12 protein-coding genes and 1 pseudogene are annotated in these 14,970 nt (G+C 63.9%); 5 read left to right on the top strand and 8 right to left on the bottom strand.

All coding sequences use genetic code 11. The features are described 5' to 3' along the window. Nucleotides 1-17: 17 nt before the first annotated feature. Entirely contained in the window at nt 18-323 is a 306-nt protein-coding gene (locus ACOYYX_RS07970) for a hypothetical protein (RefSeq protein WP_422929398.1), read from the bottom strand. 750 nt (nt 324-1,073) lie between these two features. Between ACOYYX_RS07970 and ACOYYX_RS07965 the strand changes: the two genes are divergently transcribed. Next, entirely contained in the window at nt 1,074-1,445 is a 372-nt protein-coding gene (locus tag ACOYYX_RS07965; RefSeq protein ID WP_422929397.1) for a hypothetical protein, read from the top strand. Nucleotides 1,446-1,472: 27 nt separating this feature from the next. Here the strand turns inward: ACOYYX_RS07965 and ACOYYX_RS07960 are convergent, their stop codons facing one another. The 5 genes and pseudogenes from ACOYYX_RS07960 to ACOYYX_RS07940 all read right to left on the bottom strand — a co-directional run bounded on the left by ACOYYX_RS07960 (nt 1,473) and on the right by ACOYYX_RS07940 (nt 7,225). Then, complete coding sequence (locus ACOYYX_RS07960; RefSeq protein ID WP_422929396.1) at nt 1,473-3,122, bottom strand: TROVE domain-containing protein; 1,650 nt, start codon at nt 3,120-3,122, stop codon at nt 1,473-1,475. 417 nt (nt 3,123-3,539) lie between these two features. Beyond that, nucleotides 3,540-3,661: pseudogene (locus ACOYYX_RS07955) on the bottom strand. A gap of 413 nt (nt 3,662-4,074) precedes the next feature. Further along, on the bottom strand, nt 4,075-4,962 hold the full coding sequence (locus tag ACOYYX_RS07950; RefSeq protein WP_422929395.1) for a hypothetical protein: 888 nt from the start codon (nt 4,960-4,962) through the stop codon (nt 4,075-4,077). Between the two features lie 664 nt (nt 4,963-5,626). Further along, entirely contained in the window at nt 5,627-5,893 is a 267-nt protein-coding gene (locus ACOYYX_RS07945; RefSeq protein ID WP_422929394.1) for a DUF1653 domain-containing protein, read from the bottom strand. A gap of 66 nt (nt 5,894-5,959) precedes the next feature. Next, nucleotides 5,960-7,225, bottom strand: coding sequence for a GDSL-type esterase/lipase family protein (locus ACOYYX_RS07940; RefSeq protein ID WP_422929393.1), 1,266 nt, complete (start codon nt 7,223-7,225; stop codon nt 5,960-5,962). Between the two features lie 316 nt (nt 7,226-7,541). Between ACOYYX_RS07940 and ACOYYX_RS07935 the strand changes: the two genes are divergently transcribed. Continuing rightward, nucleotides 7,542-8,375, top strand: coding sequence for a class I SAM-dependent methyltransferase (locus ACOYYX_RS07935; protein WP_422929392.1), 834 nt, complete (start codon nt 7,542-7,544; stop codon nt 8,373-8,375). Between the two features lie 30 nt (nt 8,376-8,405). Here the strand turns inward: ACOYYX_RS07935 and ACOYYX_RS07930 are convergent, their stop codons facing one another. Both ACOYYX_RS07930 and ACOYYX_RS07925 read right to left on the bottom strand, forming a co-directional pair. After that, nucleotides 8,406-9,302 (bottom strand): metallophosphoesterase family protein, encoded by an 897-nt coding sequence (locus ACOYYX_RS07930; protein WP_422929391.1) that lies wholly within the window; start codon nt 9,300-9,302, stop codon nt 8,406-8,408. A gap of 46 nt (nt 9,303-9,348) precedes the next feature. Beyond that, nucleotides 9,349-10,203, bottom strand: coding sequence for a CPBP family intramembrane glutamic endopeptidase (locus ACOYYX_RS07925; RefSeq protein WP_422929390.1), 855 nt, complete (start codon nt 10,201-10,203; stop codon nt 9,349-9,351). 381 nt (nt 10,204-10,584) lie between these two features. Here ACOYYX_RS07925 and ACOYYX_RS07920 point away from each other — a divergent pair, with 381 nt between their 5' ends. The 3 genes from ACOYYX_RS07920 (at nt 10,585) to ACOYYX_RS07910 (ending at nt 14,829) form a co-directional block, all read left to right on the top strand. Then, the gene (locus ACOYYX_RS07920; protein ID WP_422929389.1) at nt 10,585-11,892 is read left to right on the top strand and encodes a c-type cytochrome; all 1,308 of its coding nucleotides are present in this window, start codon (nt 10,585-10,587) and stop codon (nt 11,890-11,892) included. A 256-nt stretch (nt 11,893-12,148) separates the two neighbouring features. Continuing rightward, complete coding sequence (locus ACOYYX_RS07915) at nt 12,149-12,985, top strand: cytochrome c oxidase subunit II (RefSeq protein ID WP_422929388.1); 837 nt, start codon at nt 12,149-12,151, stop codon at nt 12,983-12,985. Further along, complete coding sequence (locus ACOYYX_RS07910) at nt 12,982-14,829, top strand: cytochrome c oxidase subunit I (RefSeq protein WP_422929387.1); 1,848 nt, start codon at nt 12,982-12,984, stop codon at nt 14,827-14,829. Before ACOYYX_RS07915 ends, ACOYYX_RS07910 begins: the two co-directional genes overlap by 4 nt. The last annotated feature ends 141 nt before the right edge of the window (nt 14,830-14,970 follow it).

The raw sequence follows: 14,970 nt of genomic DNA, 5'->3' as shown, positions 1-14,970 counted from the left end.
CCGATCCTCAATCCGGCTCAGGCGTTCGATTGGGCCCAGGCCCAGAACGCCTTGAAATACCAGGAGACGGAGCCATCCGACCAATCGAGGGCGTTCGCCAACCGGGTGCGACGCAGGGCGACCGGGATGGGACTCGGATTGGTGGTCGAGGTGGAGTACGACGAGCGCGAGCCATCCGACCACATGACCACGGTCGTGGCGATGGAGCCGTCCTTGATCGAGAGCGCCCACGTTGGGTAAGCACGTTGAGCCACCTCCAGCAGGATGGCGGCAGCCGCGACCAGGAACATCCAACGACGGACGGTCATTCGGGGACGTGGCATGGCGATTCTCCCTCAACCTGGATGGCGCGGCCTGGCCTATCGTGAGTTGCGTCGGATCAGGCCTCAAGAATCCGTCGAGAAGGCGAGGTCTTTTTGTGCCTCAAGTGGCCTTGCTCTTTCATGATATGTGGAAATTAATGGATCGTAAATATCCGAGCCCAGGACGAGTCGCCTCGGCGCCGGGTGCCGGTCGACGGACTCGACCATCGCCCGCGCCATCCTGGTCGGGTCGCCGTTGGCCGATTCGCCTTGTGCATGGTGACTCGGCGAAACTCCTCGACACGGATCGAGCCATCGGAATTCCAATCGAGTCGGGACGTCGTTAGAAATCGAGTCGGGATGTCGTTAGTTTAGAGAGACTCCCGTGCGAATCATCAGCCTTTCCCGACAGTATTCCCCGGCGTGCAAGGATCGCCTGATGCTCCAAGATATCGGCATTTAAGACATAAATAAACCATCGTCTTCGATCGACGCCATCATCACCACTGATGAGTTGGAGCGTCGGCCGAGCCGGCCCCCGGATTTCGAGGCCGAGAGCCGGGCGCTCATCTCGCTCGCCGAGGTCATGGCCAGCTCGCGCGACGCGATCCTTCAGAGGCTCGCAGAAGCGGCGATTGGACTCTGCGGGGCCGGCTCGGCGGGCATCAGCCTCGAGGAATCCGAGGAGGGGCGGGAAGGGTTCCGTTGCCGAGGCGTCGCCAGGAGGCTTGCCCCCTACCTGGGAGGCCTCATGCCGGAAGACCTCTGCCCTTGCGGCAGATTCCTCGGCCGCGACGCCACCCTGCTGAAAAACCTGACGAAGTTTGCCTCGGCGGCCATCCAGACGCTCAGGAACCGAAGTCCTTCGAGGATTCGGAAGACAGGCTCAGCGACGCCCTGGGCCGGCTCGACACGGCGTTGGAGGCCGGGGCAATCGCGACGTGGAGCTGGGACATCCCCAACGACCGGGTCATAGCCAGCCACGACCGTCGGGGACTCGGCCTGCTCGGGATGCGCGAACGGGTCAGCCTCGTCGGCGGGATCCTGACCGTCGAATCGAGCAAGGGCAAGGGGACCTTCGTGCGCACCGTCATCCCCTTGCACGGGCGGGTTCGGAGGATCGACCCGAACGCCGAGCCTTGAGGGGCCCGGCGAGGGGCCGATCCCGGATCAGAGCCGACCGGCGGAATAGCCGGCGATGAGCTGCGGCGCGGCGGCGTCGAAGCCGACGACGTTGAGCGAGCCCGGATCTTTGGGGTCGAGCACGGTGTAATCATTCGCCACCATGCCGACGCAGACCGCCCTGGCGGGAAGGCCCGACTTCTGCCGGTACCGGACGAGCGCCTGGGACGCGTGTATCTTGCCCGCCCACGACTCGCTATCCGTCAGGGTGATGAAGGTATCAACGTTCATCGTCTTCTCGATCGCCATCAGCATGGGCAAGGCGCAGTCGGTCCCGCCGAACGGCAACGACTCGGTGAGCTTGACCACGTCCGCGAGCCTCGAGCACCTCGAGATATCGAGCGGGATCAACTCGTGTGCGAAGGCGACGATCTGGAAGTCCGGCTCCGTCTTCGCCGCGATCAGCGCGAAGGCCGCCGAGGCCTCGCGCGGAGTCAGCATCGTCCCGGCGATCGAGCCGGCCGACATCGAACCAGAGACGTCGAGTGCGATCATCGTCCGCCGGTTCGCCGGCTCGACGTTACCGAATGCCGCGTAGAACGCCGCGTCGAGGGCGTCGTTGATGATGGAGACCGGGCTCCAGGCGAGTTGCCCCTTGAACCCCCGTCCCGAGGCGTACGTCGTCGCCGCGATCAGGATCGCCAACGGATGGACGCGCGACTTCCGCAAGGACTCGCCCTGGCCGAGACGATCGGCCACGACTTTGGCCGCGTCGGAGAGCGGCTGCAAGAGGCCCACGCTGGTCATCTTGCCGAGGTTGCGGATCATCGCCGTCAGCGGCATCGTCTCGAGCAGGACCTCCCAGACCTCGGGCGAGTTTAGGTGCTCCGTCGGGACGCACTCGCGCGGCAGGTTCTCCTCGCGAATGAGCCGGATAAGCTGGCCGCGATCGGCGACCTTCGCCTCCTCAAAGGCGGCGAGGAACCGGGGCAGATGCTCGCGGAGGTCCGGGTAGCGATCCACTCGTTTCAACTCGCGTGTAGCCGCATCGAGCCGCTTGACCTCGCGTTCGCCGAGGCCGCTCATCCCGGTCGCGGCCCAACGCAGGACGGCCTGCTTGGCGAGGTCGTCCGACTTCGGGTGCGCGAACCGGATCATGTCGCGCTGCGAGATTCCGTTGCGCTGCCGGTACTTCGCCACCTGGAACGCCAGGTCCTCGGCCGACTTCGCCTCGTACCAGGCCGCGACGCCCCGGGCGAGCCGACGGCCCCACCCTCGGAACTTGCGCACGGCCTCGGCGAACGCGAAGAGGTGCGTGCCGATCCGGCAGACGCTGGGCAAGGCCTCCATCGCGAGGTCGGTATGCCCGAGCCCCGCCACCATCGCCAGCGCAAAGATCGCCGGATCATAATTCGGGGCGCGGCCGCCGTCGCTGATCTCGACGATCTCGCGGACGGTGCGCGCGGCGTCCTCGGCGATGCACTCACGGACGGCCTCGCAGTTCTCGAGGACGAGTTCCTTCTCCCCGCAGTAGTATGAGCCCCCCTCGGCCCCCAGCACGAGGAACCGCCGTAGCCGTGCCCACTTATCGACGGCGAACGAGTATCCGCCGGAGTGGTTCTCGACCATCGCCTTGCCGGGGATCGGCGAGGTCTGCGGGGTCTGTCGGGTTCCGTAGTTCTTGGAGTAAGCGGACATGGGCGTACCCTCCGCGAGCACGGACCTCGTGCGCCTTGCGCCTCAATCATCCGGAGGCGAGCGAATCCTCGAGGATTTCGCGGCGACGAGATAATCGTGCCCATTCGGCTCAGGACTGAGCAAATTACTGGTCACGAGAGTCTCCCAATGCGGGCCGACCCCCTCCTCTGATAGGAGTCGTCCCATGAATCAGGAGGGTGATGCCTCGAGTGAGCATTCTTAAAAAATGAACATTCAGAGGCCCAGTGGGTGGAATAGGGATCGAACCTACGAGAATAGACATCCATCGGCTCGTTCCCGAGCAAATCGGCGACATCGACATTCCGCACCAAGCGGTCCACCCGTGTTTCGCCGAGCAAGGAATCTCCGGACGGAAGTTCATTTTCAGTGATAACCGTACGGATTCGGCTCGACGATCGTCCGGACCAGGAGTCGAACCTGGCCTTCTCCTTTTTGAGAGGTAACGATCAACCGTCGGCTCAGACTGAGCAAGGATTTGGTCCACGGTGTCAAGCGTGCTACCGCTACACTACCCGGACGTCAAGGCAGACAGACGCCTCTGGCCGCAGGTTCGCGGGTTCAAGAAATATTCCGGCCATGCACGCACGGCATATGTTTTACGGTGATTCCACCAATGCCAGGTTTGGGGAACGTCTCGCGGTATCCCGTCGGCCGGGATGGCCCCTACGACCTCCCTCGAACTTATTTTCAGGGAGAAGTCGTGGCCCCTAATTTCTCCAAGGAGCGGTCCCAAAAACGCTTTCGGGGCCTTCCAATCACCCCAAAGGTCGTTCGTAATCGAAGCGCCCTGGGCGACTGAGGCTAATCGAAACGTGGGAAAAAGAAAGGGGCGGACGCCTTTAAAACGTCCGCCCCTCCTGAAGCTTTCCGGGACCTCGAAGTCAAAGCGTTCGCTCACCGGGATGAGCGTGGCTCTTCAGATTCAACGGTCTCAGTTCTTCGGTGCCAGTCGACGTCGGCAGCGCATCGCCGCGTAGGCGAAAGGGATCGCAAAGCCGAAGAGGGCCGTCGGCTCGGGGGTATTGAGGGGCGTCAAGAGGAAGTAATCGGTCCGGCCCGAGGGGTTGATTCCTTCCCCCAAGATCTGCCCCTTGCTGTTGATGTCGCTGGCGGAAAGCAGGTTCCAGCCGGATGGCAAGGGGATGAGGGTGTTCAGGTTCGTCATCACCCCATCGACCATCAGGAACGCGGCCCGGTTCGGGAGACCATTCGAAGACACGGAAGCGATCTCCGACGATCCGACGATCTGATTGGAGTCGCTGATTGCATAGGCGTAACTCGATGCGCCTCCCAACGTCCCCAGCGTTTGCAGCCCTTGAGACGCCGTATAAACAAAGGCCTGCGGCGAGAACCCCGGAGTCGAGAATCCGGTAGGTTGGCCGGTGGCCCCCACGACCGTCCCCTGCTGATTGACGCCGAAGGGGCTGAGGTCGTGGCCGATGAAGGTCCGCTGCCCGTCAATCGTGACATAAGCCGAACTCATTTGTGTTTGTTGGTCCGGCCACGTCGCGCCCGTACTATTGTTTCTCGAGAAATACGTCTCGGTGTAATTGATGGCGTTTCCAGGATTTGAACTGTCCGGCAACGTACTGAACCTATCAACATAACGTGTCACGTTCCCTGATGCGTCGAATCGAGCTAAGTAGTCGTTCCCGATCATGAGCCGGTCGACGAATTGCCCGTTCACCAGATTGGCATCACCGAGATCTTGGATCGTATAGGCAGGAAGTGGATCGGCGTAAACCCTTGCGTTCAATCCTTGTACAGCAACTAAAACGACCGATAAGAGGAGTAGGCGAGGTGGTGGGATCACTTGCATCGATCGCTCCCATCCTTAGGCACGAGTCAAATGTCTCAACGACTCCGTTAGGAGGGTGGGATTTTCCTTCAAGTTTTGCTGTTTCGTCAATACCTTTTGCAAAAGATTAGTTTGCGCGTTCGATTCCGCGGTCCTCGCGGCAAGTGACCGCAGACGGGTCGACAAATGTTAGTTGTAGCGTTCTCGGATGTGTTGAAATTTATAAGACAAGAGGTTCAGGAATTTCGCATGAGGATGACGTTAAGTCGGGCCAAGGCGTGGCGCTCGAACTCGGCGGTCTTGAGGCGTGGGAGTCCTTGTTGAGGCGATCATGAGAAGCGATGCCGGGGAAGGTCGAAGAACGATTCGTTTCATGGCCTGTGGCGTCGATCCCAAGCGATGGCGGCACACCGAGCGATGAAGAAGAAGCGGCTGAGGCAATGACGCTGGTCGGTGTTGTCAGCGACGCAAGGCGGAAGGATGCCGGTCATGAGAGGTGAAGCCAGGCACATATCGCCGTGCCGGTGCTCGGCCTTCGGCCTCACGCTCACGATGCGTCATGGCCATCGACTTGCAGATGGCCCAGTGTATCGCAAACGCCCTGTCTGCTGCTCACAGACAGGGCGCTCCCTGTTGAATACCCTTGGCGATTCGAGACCGGCATCCGAGCCATCGCACGATCGACTCAGGCTTTCGCGCTTCGATCGAGCGTATCCTGATCCTCGATCTCGGCGAAGCGAGGCATGGTCTTGCCGTCGCGCTCGACGGTCTCCATGAACATGCTGTAGGGGCGGACGAAGTAGCCCCGGTCGGGGAGGCACTCGTAGACGACGACCTTCTCTTCGCGGCCCTCCTTGGAGGCCTCCGAGTCGATCGCGAGCATGTGGACGCGGTAGAGGCCCCCCTTGAAGTGACGGTAATAGCCGCCGATCTTGATTCGCCGCTCGGACATTCCGTGGGATCTCCTCAAATAAGAGTCATCATGTTTTGAATCAAATTATATGAAAGTAAGCTGAAATCAATTCTTGGCCTTGGGGTCTGCGGGGCGGATCGAGAAGTGGAAGGGGCGGGGGCGGGTCAGGGTGCGCTGAAGGGTCACGATGCGGGCGTCGGCGTCGTCGTATTGCTTCCGGATGGCTTCGCGTTCCGGATACGAGGGCAAGTAGCGGCCGGTCATCAGGCGGGCCTGGGCGATCTCGCTGCGGGAGTCGGTGAGGCGGATCAGGAGCGAGGCCTGGGCGTCCCAGGGACCGCCGGGCTCCCAGCCGTCGGCCGTGGCCGAGGCGATGTTGACGCCCGCCTCGAGCTGATCGGTCGGATAGGTGCCGAGGGGGCGGTCATCGACCTTGATCTCGTAGCGACCTTCGGGAAGGCCATGCACGGTCAGCATATAGCGGTTGAGCTGCTCGGGCACGGGGATGAACCGGAATTGCAGGGCGCCGAAGGTGCCGAAGTTGATCGGGAGGCCTTCATCCAGGCGGTCGAATTCGAGGATGCGGGCCCCGCTCTTCACGTTCGAGACGCGGCAGCCCTGCGAGGCGACGACTTCTTGCCTGGTCGCGTCGACAGTCACCGAGGAGACGTCGGCGGGGGCTCCGAGCCCCTTGAGGATCGCGAACGCCATCGCGAGCTGGCCGAGGTCGTTGAGGTGGACCCCGTCATGCATATGAAGCGAGGGCTTGTCCTTGACCTCGCGGGTCTGATCGGCGACGGAGCGAACCTGCCGCTGGATGTTGCGCATGGTGCGTTGGACGTCGATGGAGCGCTCGCCCATCTCGCGCGACATGGCCATCGCCTTGTCGCACATGAGCTGAAGGAAGCCCTTCTCCGACTGATCGGGGTCGGTCGCGGTGACGGCGGCCGAGCAGATGTAGACGCGGACGCCGCGGGCCTTGCAGGCCTCGATGATGCTCCGCGTGGAGTCCAGGAAGAGCGCCTCGTGCTCCGCGTCGGCCTTCGTGCCCCAGCCGATGTCGTTGATGCCGAACGCGACGATCAGGACGGTGGCCCCGTGGGCGAAGACGTCGGCCTCGAGCCGCTTGAGCCCGCGCTCGGCCGTGTCGCCCCCCCAGCCCGAGTTGATGAACCTGACCTTGCGATCGGGGAACCTCAGAAGGGTGTAGTTCTCGATGATCTTGCCATAAGTCCTCGCCGCCGTGATGCTGTCGCCGAAGAAGACGACGGTGTCGTTGTCCTTGATGTCGTAGTCCGCCCTGGCGAGGCCGGGCAGCAGGCCGAGGGCCAGCAAGGTCGCCGCGAGGGCGGTCGTTCGCGTCCGGGTCATCCGCACCCTCCCCATTCTCGATGATTCGGCTCGGATCGCGTCGCGAGATGCCAGGTCTCCCGCGCAACGATCGCCGATGTCTTCAGGTTTTCGACGGGACATGATTCGACTCTTCACGAACTCGCGTCCTCGCATGCGATGATGTCGGCCGGGCATGATCACCGGCGTGCCATCGCGGAACTCATGAAGGATTCTGCGAATCTTCCTCGCAGGAACCTCGGGGCCTCGTGGGGCGGCTCGGCCTCCTACGCACGATACGCCGCGGGGGGTGGCGAATCAAACGGTGGCCCCGACCGATCCCGGAGGGGGGACGACGATGGCTCAACAGGCGACGGTGACGGAATACATCCTCGGGCATTCGGATCGAGAGATCCGCCGCCTGATGCTCCAGGCGAGCATCCTGAGGCCGATCACCGAGCGGCTGCTCCGCCGCGCGGGGCTGAAGCCGGGGATGCGGGTCCTCGACCTCGGATGCGGCGCGGGGGACGTGTCGATGCTCGCGGCGGAAATCGTCGGGCCGTCCGGGCTGGTGGTCGGGATCGACCGGAGCCCGCAGGCCATCGCGATCGCCCGAGAGCGCTGCCGGTCCATGAGGTTGCACCACGTCGATTTCGACGACGTCGCGGTCGAGTCGTTCATCGATCCCGATCCTTTCGACCTCGTCATCGGTCGATACGTCCTGATCCACCAGCCCGACCCCGTCGCATTCATCCGTTCGGCCTCGGGTCATCTGCGGCACGGCGGCGTGCTCGCGCTGCACGAGCTCTGCTTCGACGGTCAGCCGATCACGCGCTCGAGGCCGGTCGTCGCCGAGTGGGATCGGGTCGGGGCCTTGATCCAGGAGGCCTTCCGATCCGCGGCTCCTAACGGTGATGCCGGCGGACGACTGCTCGAGCACTTCCAGGACGCGGGACTTCCCCGGCCGTCGATCTTCTGCGAGTCGCTCGTCGGCGGAGGTCCCGACTCTCATCTCTATGCCTGGGTGAGCTACACCTTCGAGAGCGTCATGTCGCGACTCGAGCATCTCGGCTCTCTCGCCCCGGGCGAGATCGACACCCGGACCCTCGAGGCTCGCCTCAGGGATGCCGCCGTGCAGGCCAAGAGTCAGCTCACGAGTCCGCCTCAGTACTGCGCCTGGGCCACCGTCTGACGATGAGGTCCACACCCCGCGGCGCCGCACTCAGGTCGCGTGCGAGGTCGCGGGGCTGCCGGCGGCGTAGAAGCTCGGCGCGGAGTAAAAGGGCCGTTCGCTCCACTCGGTCCCGGTCCAGGCGTGATGGGTAACCGTCACGTCGTCGTCCTGCAGTTCGATCTCGAGGAAGCCGGGGGGACGCATTCCGGTCGGATCGCGGAGGAGAGGGGCGCCCGAGTTCAGGCAGAGTTGGTTCGGCACGCCCCTCGGCACAAAGCCCCAGGCCGCGTGGACGTGGCCGCAGCAATAAAGATGCTGGCCGATCCCGGAGAGCCACTCGCCGACCTCGAGCGCGTTCTTCATCCGTTTCGGGGCCAGTTCCTCGGCGTAGAGCGGAGGGGCCTCGACCGGATAATGGCAGGCGACGATCAGCCGCTTGGGGTGATCGCGCATCATTTCTCGCGCCTGGGCAAGCTGCATCGCGGGGAGGAGGCCACGCGCAGAGAGGTGCGACCGTGTCGGATCGAGCCCGAGGATCGCCGTCTCGGAGTCGAGGTGACGGAGCCACGGATAGGTGACGTCGGGCGCGAAGGCGCCGAACCAGGCCTCGAAGTTCTGGTAGCGGACGGAGCCCGTCGTGTAGCGGTCGTGGTTCCCGGGGATCACGGTGACCCTCGTCGGGTCGACGAGAAGCTCGGAAAGGGCGTCCCTGGCGTCGCGGAACTCGGCCGAGAGCGCGGTGGTCGTCAGGTCGCCGGTGATCAGGATGTGATCGGCCGCGCGGCTCTGGACCTTCGCCACGACTTCCTCGATCCGCTCGAGCCGGAACCTGCGGGCCCGGCCTGCTAACAACGAGAAGACCCCGACCGCCCGCTTGTTCAGGAGGTGGATCGGGTTGAATTCGTAGCGCCAGACATGGATGTCAGACAGATGGATGATCCGCAAGCGTGTTGTCCCACGAGTTGCGAGTTCGGAGAGTGATCCGGTCGGATCAGAAGTGCCATCCCAGCCAACCCACGATGACATCGTAAGCACAATGCGTGCCGACCGCGATAGCGAACCCCCTCGCCGCGAAGACCCAGGCGAAGTAGACCCCGGCGAACCACCGGAAGATGAACGCGAACCAGGTAAACGCCTCACCGGGCGTCCCCGCGTGGTGCGCCAGCGAGAACAATAAAGCCGAGACGGTCATCGCGAACGTGCTGGCCAGGACCCCCGGGACCTGCAAGAGCCTCGCGAACCCGAACAGCAAGGGGACCAGGGCCAGGCGGAAGAGCGCCTCCTCGTAGACCCCCGCCCCGAGGAACCCGATCAGGGGTATCAACGGATGCGCAGAGGGAGGGGACTCGACGGCCAGGGGCCGCCTCGCGGCCGAGATCGCGTCCATCTGGGTGAACCCGAGGTCGACCACGCGGCTCAGTCCGATCAAGGCGACGGCCAGCACGAGGCTCTCGACGACCATTCCCACGAGGGCTGCCGGTGAGAAACGCCATGCGCGTTGGTCGACCGCGTGCCAGATCAGGAGCGAGACCAGCAGTATGAGGGGCAGGAACCAATGATCGCGGAGCCCGATCGTCCCCAGGACCTGCCGCATCCAGGCGTCCGCCCCGGTCCGATAGGCCTCGGAGGACGCCCCGCCCAGGTAGATGATGCCGAACTCATAGAGGAAAAGCGGGAAGGCCACGAAGGCCAGGCACGGCAAGGGCCTGCGCGTCGCTTCCCAGTAAGAGACGCGCTCCTTCTCGGTCTCGACGACTTCGCCCCACCAACGGTGGTCGTAGCCGAATCGAGGCCGGGACTTCTTGGAGGCCGGGGGTGGGGTCCGCGGTTTCGACTTCGTTTTCACAGGATCAGAAATCGGCCGGAGATGGGCCCGGATTGAAGTCTCTCCAAAGTTTTTGAAACTTTTGAAATTGCTGAAATTTTCGTAAAAACCGAAAAGAACGAAATCGCATAGAATCTTGTCCCCCTCCATCCTGGCGGCTACCATAGGCCCGTGGCCTTAAGCTGCCATTTTGCTTGAGATGAACTGAGGGCCGGGTTTACGAACAGAACCCTCGGTTTGTCTTAAAGTATTCGCTTCCCGCCGTACGATGGGATGCCGCCGGCTGTCCATGTACAACCGGCACCTACGAATCATCCGAATCGAGACGTCTCCGTGCCGAGGGCCCGCCGGTCCCGGGGTCGTGGCGGGCTTGGAATATTGCCCGTATGGGAGGATAGGCGCGTGACTTCGCGGTTTGGCCTCGTTCTGCTCGTCGCCGTCGCCCCGATGGTCCTGGCCGGCTGCACCGACTCCTACAACTCCGGACCCTTGCGATACGAAGAGGCCGAGGCGCTCACCAAGGAACCGGCCGACAAGACCAAGGCCAACCTCGCCGGCAAGACGAAGCTGCAAGAGCTCGTCCGCAAAGGGCTGACCCGCCTCTACGGCCCAAACCCCCGCGAGATCCACGTCCCGCCCGGCACGAATTTGCCCGGCGGCGGCATCCGGCTGGCGAACTTCAAGCGGACCGGCGAAGGTGCCGACGCGAAGCGCGAGCGGATCATGGTGCAAGCGTCCCCGGCCCCCGGCGAGCCGGCCGTCACCGAGGCGCAGAAGGGGGGATATGCCCTCTATCGCCTGCACTGCCTGCATTGCCACGGGGTCTCGGGTGCCGGGAACGGGCCGACGGCCGACTTCCTCTATCCGAGGCCGAGAGACTATCGCCCCGGCAAGTACAAGTTCACCTCCACGCCCAACGGCGCCAAGCCGACGCGAGAGGATCTCAGGCGGACGATCAGCGACGGCCTCCACGGCACGTCGATGCCCGCGTTCGAAGCCCTGATGACCCCCGCCGAGGTCGACCAAGTCGTCGACTACGTGATGTTCCTCAGCTATCGGGGGGAGACCGAGCTCGCCCTGATCGAGGAGGCCACCGTCTCCGACGAGAACGATCCCGAGGCGCTCAACGACGAGGTCGTCAACGGCGTGGCCAACGCCGTCTTCGAGAAGTGGACGAGCGTCGAGGCCGAGGTCTTCAACCCGCCCGTGCCCAGGACGCCCGCGACCAAGGAGAGCATCCTCCGGGGTCGGAACCTCTTCCTCGGCTACAAGTCGAAGAACATGAACTCGGTCGACTGCATCGGCTGCCACGGGATCAAGGCCAACGGCGACGGCGCCAGCCTCGTCTCGCAGGACGTGTTCAACGACGTCTACTTCTCCGGGAACCCCAGCACCCGCCTCGAGCGCCTGGAGAAGTATCCGGAGAAGACCCGGGAGCTCTGGAAGAACTCGCTCGATGACTGGGGCGACCCGATCCGGGCGGCCAACCTGAGGGTGGGCGTGTACAAGGGGGGGCGTCGGCCGATCGACCTCTACTGGCGGATCGCCAAGGGGATCACGGGGGCGAAGATGCCCGCCCACTACCCGACCCTCGAGGCCGATGAGGTCTGGGACCTCGTCAACTTCGTGCTGGCCCTGCCGTATGATAAGACCCTGCTCGAAGGGGTCACCCTCCCCAACCCGGCGGCCCCCGCCGTCGCCGAGCGTTGACCGCAGCCGAGGCCGCCCGCCCTTCCCCTCCGCGACGCACGATCGCCGCGGGGGTGGGACCGACGGGCGCTGCCGAGAGGCCTGCCCGAGCGAATTCAGCCGGATCCCGACGAGACCGAAATTAGACCGAATCGATGACGGCCGGTGGGTGTGACCACCGAGCACCCTTGAGAAGTGGAACCGCGACGATACGACCCGGACGCTTCCGCCGCCGTCCGACCTCTCGCACACGAAGACCGACTAAGGGAGCGATCCCGTGCGTTACTGGAGTTTGCTCTTCGCTTTGGCCGCCATCGCTTGCGTAGCGGCGTTCCTCTATTCCCCGTTCTCACCCGACTGGTGGCTGCCCAACCACGCCAGTAACCCGTACCACGTCGTCTCGACCTTCGGTCGCGAGATCGACAGCCTGTTCTTCATCATCCTGGGGATCACGGGCGTCACGTTCATCGGGACGCAGGTCGCGCTCGTCTGGGTCGCCTTCCGCTACGTCGACAAGGTCGACGCCGAGGGCAGACCCCTGCGTGCGGCCACGTACTTCCACGGGAGCCAGCTCCTCGAGGCGGTCTGGACGATCATCCCCGCGGCCATCCTGGTGGCGATCGCCTTCTACCAGATGGGGACCTGGGCGGCGATCAAGTTCCGGACGTCGGCCCCGAAGATCCAGCCGATCGCCGAGGTCACCGGGCGGCAGTTCCAGTGGGTCATGAAGTATCCGGGTCCCGACGGGCGGCTCAACACGACCGACGACCTCCACCGCGTCAACGACCTCCACTTCGTCAAGGACAAGCCGGCGCTGATCAACCTGAAGTCGGCGGACGTGCTCCACTCGTTCTTCCTGCCCCAGATGCGAATCAAGCAAGACGCCGTCCCAGGCCTGACCATCCCCGTCTGGTTCGACTCCGACACCGCCGGGAGCTTTGAGCTGGTCTGTGCGGAGCTCTGCGGCTGGGGCCACTACAAGATGCGCGGGAATGTGACGGTCCACGAGTCGCAGGCGGATTTCGACGAGTGGATGCGAAAGGCTCTCGAATCCCAGAACGTCGGTCAGCTCGCTGCGGCCAGCGGCTCCGAGGGGGAGATGACACCGCAATGAACGCCGAACATGCCGCCCACGGGCCGAGCCAGGGTGACGTCGCCGCGTCCTCGCACAGCCACGACGATCACCACGTCCACGAAGACAATCGCAACATCTTCCAGCGCTATGTCTTCTCGTCCGACCACAAGGTGATCGGCATCCAGTTCCTCTTCTCGGGCCTGATCTTCTTCGTGATCGGCGGCCTTTTGGCGATGGCCATCCGCTGGCAGCTCGCCTGGCCCTGGTCGCCGATGCCGATCCTGAGCAACGCCCTCTGGTCCGACCCCGCGCTCGGATACCGGATGCCCCCCGAGTTCTACAACAAGCTGTTCACGTTGCACGCGACGATCATGATCTTCTTCGTGATCATCCCGCTCTTGACGGGCGCGTTCGGGAACTTCTTGATCCCGCTCATGATCGGGGCGCGCGACATGGCGTTCCCGAAGCTGAACATGCTCTCGTACTGGGCGATGCCCTTCGCCTTCGTCGCGATCATCTACTCGCTCGTGGTCGAAGGGGGAGCCCCCGAGGCCGGCTGGACGAGCTATCCGACGCTGGCGAACCTGCGATGGTCGACCCCCGGCTCGCTCAACGGGCAGACCTGGTGGCTGATCGCCCTCCTCTTCGCGGGCATCTCGTCCCTGATGGGCTCGATCAACTACATCACGACCATCATCATGCTCCGGGCGCCGGGGATGACCCTCTTCCGGATGCCGATGTCGGTCTGGGCCCTCTTCATCACGGCGATCCTCCAGGCGTTCGCCCTGCCGGTGCTGACCTCGGCGCTGGTGATGCAGCTCCTCGACCGCACGGCCGGGACGAACTTCTTCAGCCCGGCCAACTGGTCGGTGGCCAACTCGCCGCCGGTGGTGGGGGGCGGGCAGCCCTTGCTGTGGCAGCACCTCTTCTGGTTCTACTCGCACCCGGCCGTCTACATCATGATCCTGCCGGCGATGGGGTTCGTCTCCGACGTGGTCTCGACCTTCTCCCGCAAGCCCCTCTTCGGCTACAAGCCGATGGTCTTCGCCATCGCGGGGATCGCGGGGCTCGGGTTCATCGTCTGGGGGCACCACATGTTCCAGTCGGGCATGAACCCGAAGCTAGGCGCCACGTTCATGCTCTCGACGATGATGATCGCCCTCCCCTCGGCCGTGAAGGTCTTCAACTGGCTGGGGACGATGTGGGGCGGCAGGCTCCAATTGACCTCGGCGATGCTCAACGCCATGGCCTTCGTCGCCATGTTCGTCATCGGCGGGCTCTCGGGGATCTTCATGGCCGCGACGCCCGTGGATATCCACATCCACGACACCTATTTCATCGTGGCGCATATCCACTACGTCCTCTTCGGCGGCAGCACCTTCGGCATCTTCGCGGCGATCTACTACTGGTATCCCAAGATGTTCGGCCGGATGATGAACGAGCGTTGGGGCAAGATCCACTTCATCTTCTCGTTCATCTTCTTCAACGGGACCTTCTTCCTGATGCACATCATCGGGATGCACGGTTTCCCGCGCCGGATCGCCGACCCGTCGGTCTACCTGTTCCTCAGGGGCTCGGGCACGACCTGGATGAACCTGGTGATGACCTACAGCGCCTTCGGCCTCGGCCTGGCGCAGATCCCGTTCGCCATCAACTTCTTCTACAGCCTGGCCTTCGGGCCCAGGGCCGAGGCGAACCCGTGGAAGGCGAACACCCTGGAATGGGCCGCCGCCTCGCCGCCGCCGCACTATAACTTCGAGACGATCCCGACCGTCTACCACCCGGCCTACGAGTACAGCGTTCCCGGGACCCCCGAAGACTTCCTCCCGCAGACTCAACCCAGGCCGGTCGAGGCCGGGCCGATGGACCCGATCATGGCCTGACCCGCGACCCCCTTCGAGGACGCGGGCCGAACCGACACGACGATGAATCCGGAGGCGGCCAGAACCGGAGGCCGACTCTACCTCTCCGACACGCAAACCGACCCGCCGGGCCTCACGCAAGAGGCCCCCGGGTTTCGACGA

The organism is Singulisphaera chitinilytica, from assembly GCF_049331405.1.
GTDB lineage: Bacteria > Planctomycetota > Planctomycetia > Isosphaerales > Isosphaeraceae > PoT.
The sequence above is the reverse complement of the archived record's forward strand: the minus strand, read 5'-3'. Positions and strand labels throughout refer to the sequence as shown.

Excerpts from the sequence above, each read along its gene's own strand:
- ACOYYX_RS07970 (WP_422929398.1), bottom strand. The coding sequence starts at position 323 with ATGCCACGTCCCCGAATGACCGTCCGTCGTTGGATGTTCCTGGTCGCG.
- ACOYYX_RS07960 (WP_422929396.1), bottom strand. The coding sequence starts at position 3,122 with ATGTCCGCTTACTCCAAGAACTACGGAACCCGACAGACCCCGCAGACC.
- ACOYYX_RS07950 (WP_422929395.1), bottom strand. The coding sequence starts at position 4,962 with ATGCAAGTGATCCCACCACCTCGCCTACTCCTCTTATCGGTCGTTTTA.
- ACOYYX_RS07945 (WP_422929394.1), bottom strand. The coding sequence starts at position 5,893 with ATGTCCGAGCGGCGAATCAAGATCGGCGGCTATTACCGTCACTTCAAG.
- ACOYYX_RS07940 (WP_422929393.1), bottom strand. The coding sequence starts at position 7,225 with ATGACCCGGACGCGAACGACCGCCCTCGCGGCGACCTTGCTGGCCCTC.
- ACOYYX_RS07935 (WP_422929392.1), top strand. The coding sequence starts at position 7,542 with ATGGCTCAACAGGCGACGGTGACGGAATACATCCTCGGGCATTCGGAT.
- ACOYYX_RS07910 (WP_422929387.1), top strand. The coding sequence starts at position 12,982 with ATGAACGCCGAACATGCCGCCCACGGGCCGAGCCAGGGTGACGTCGCC.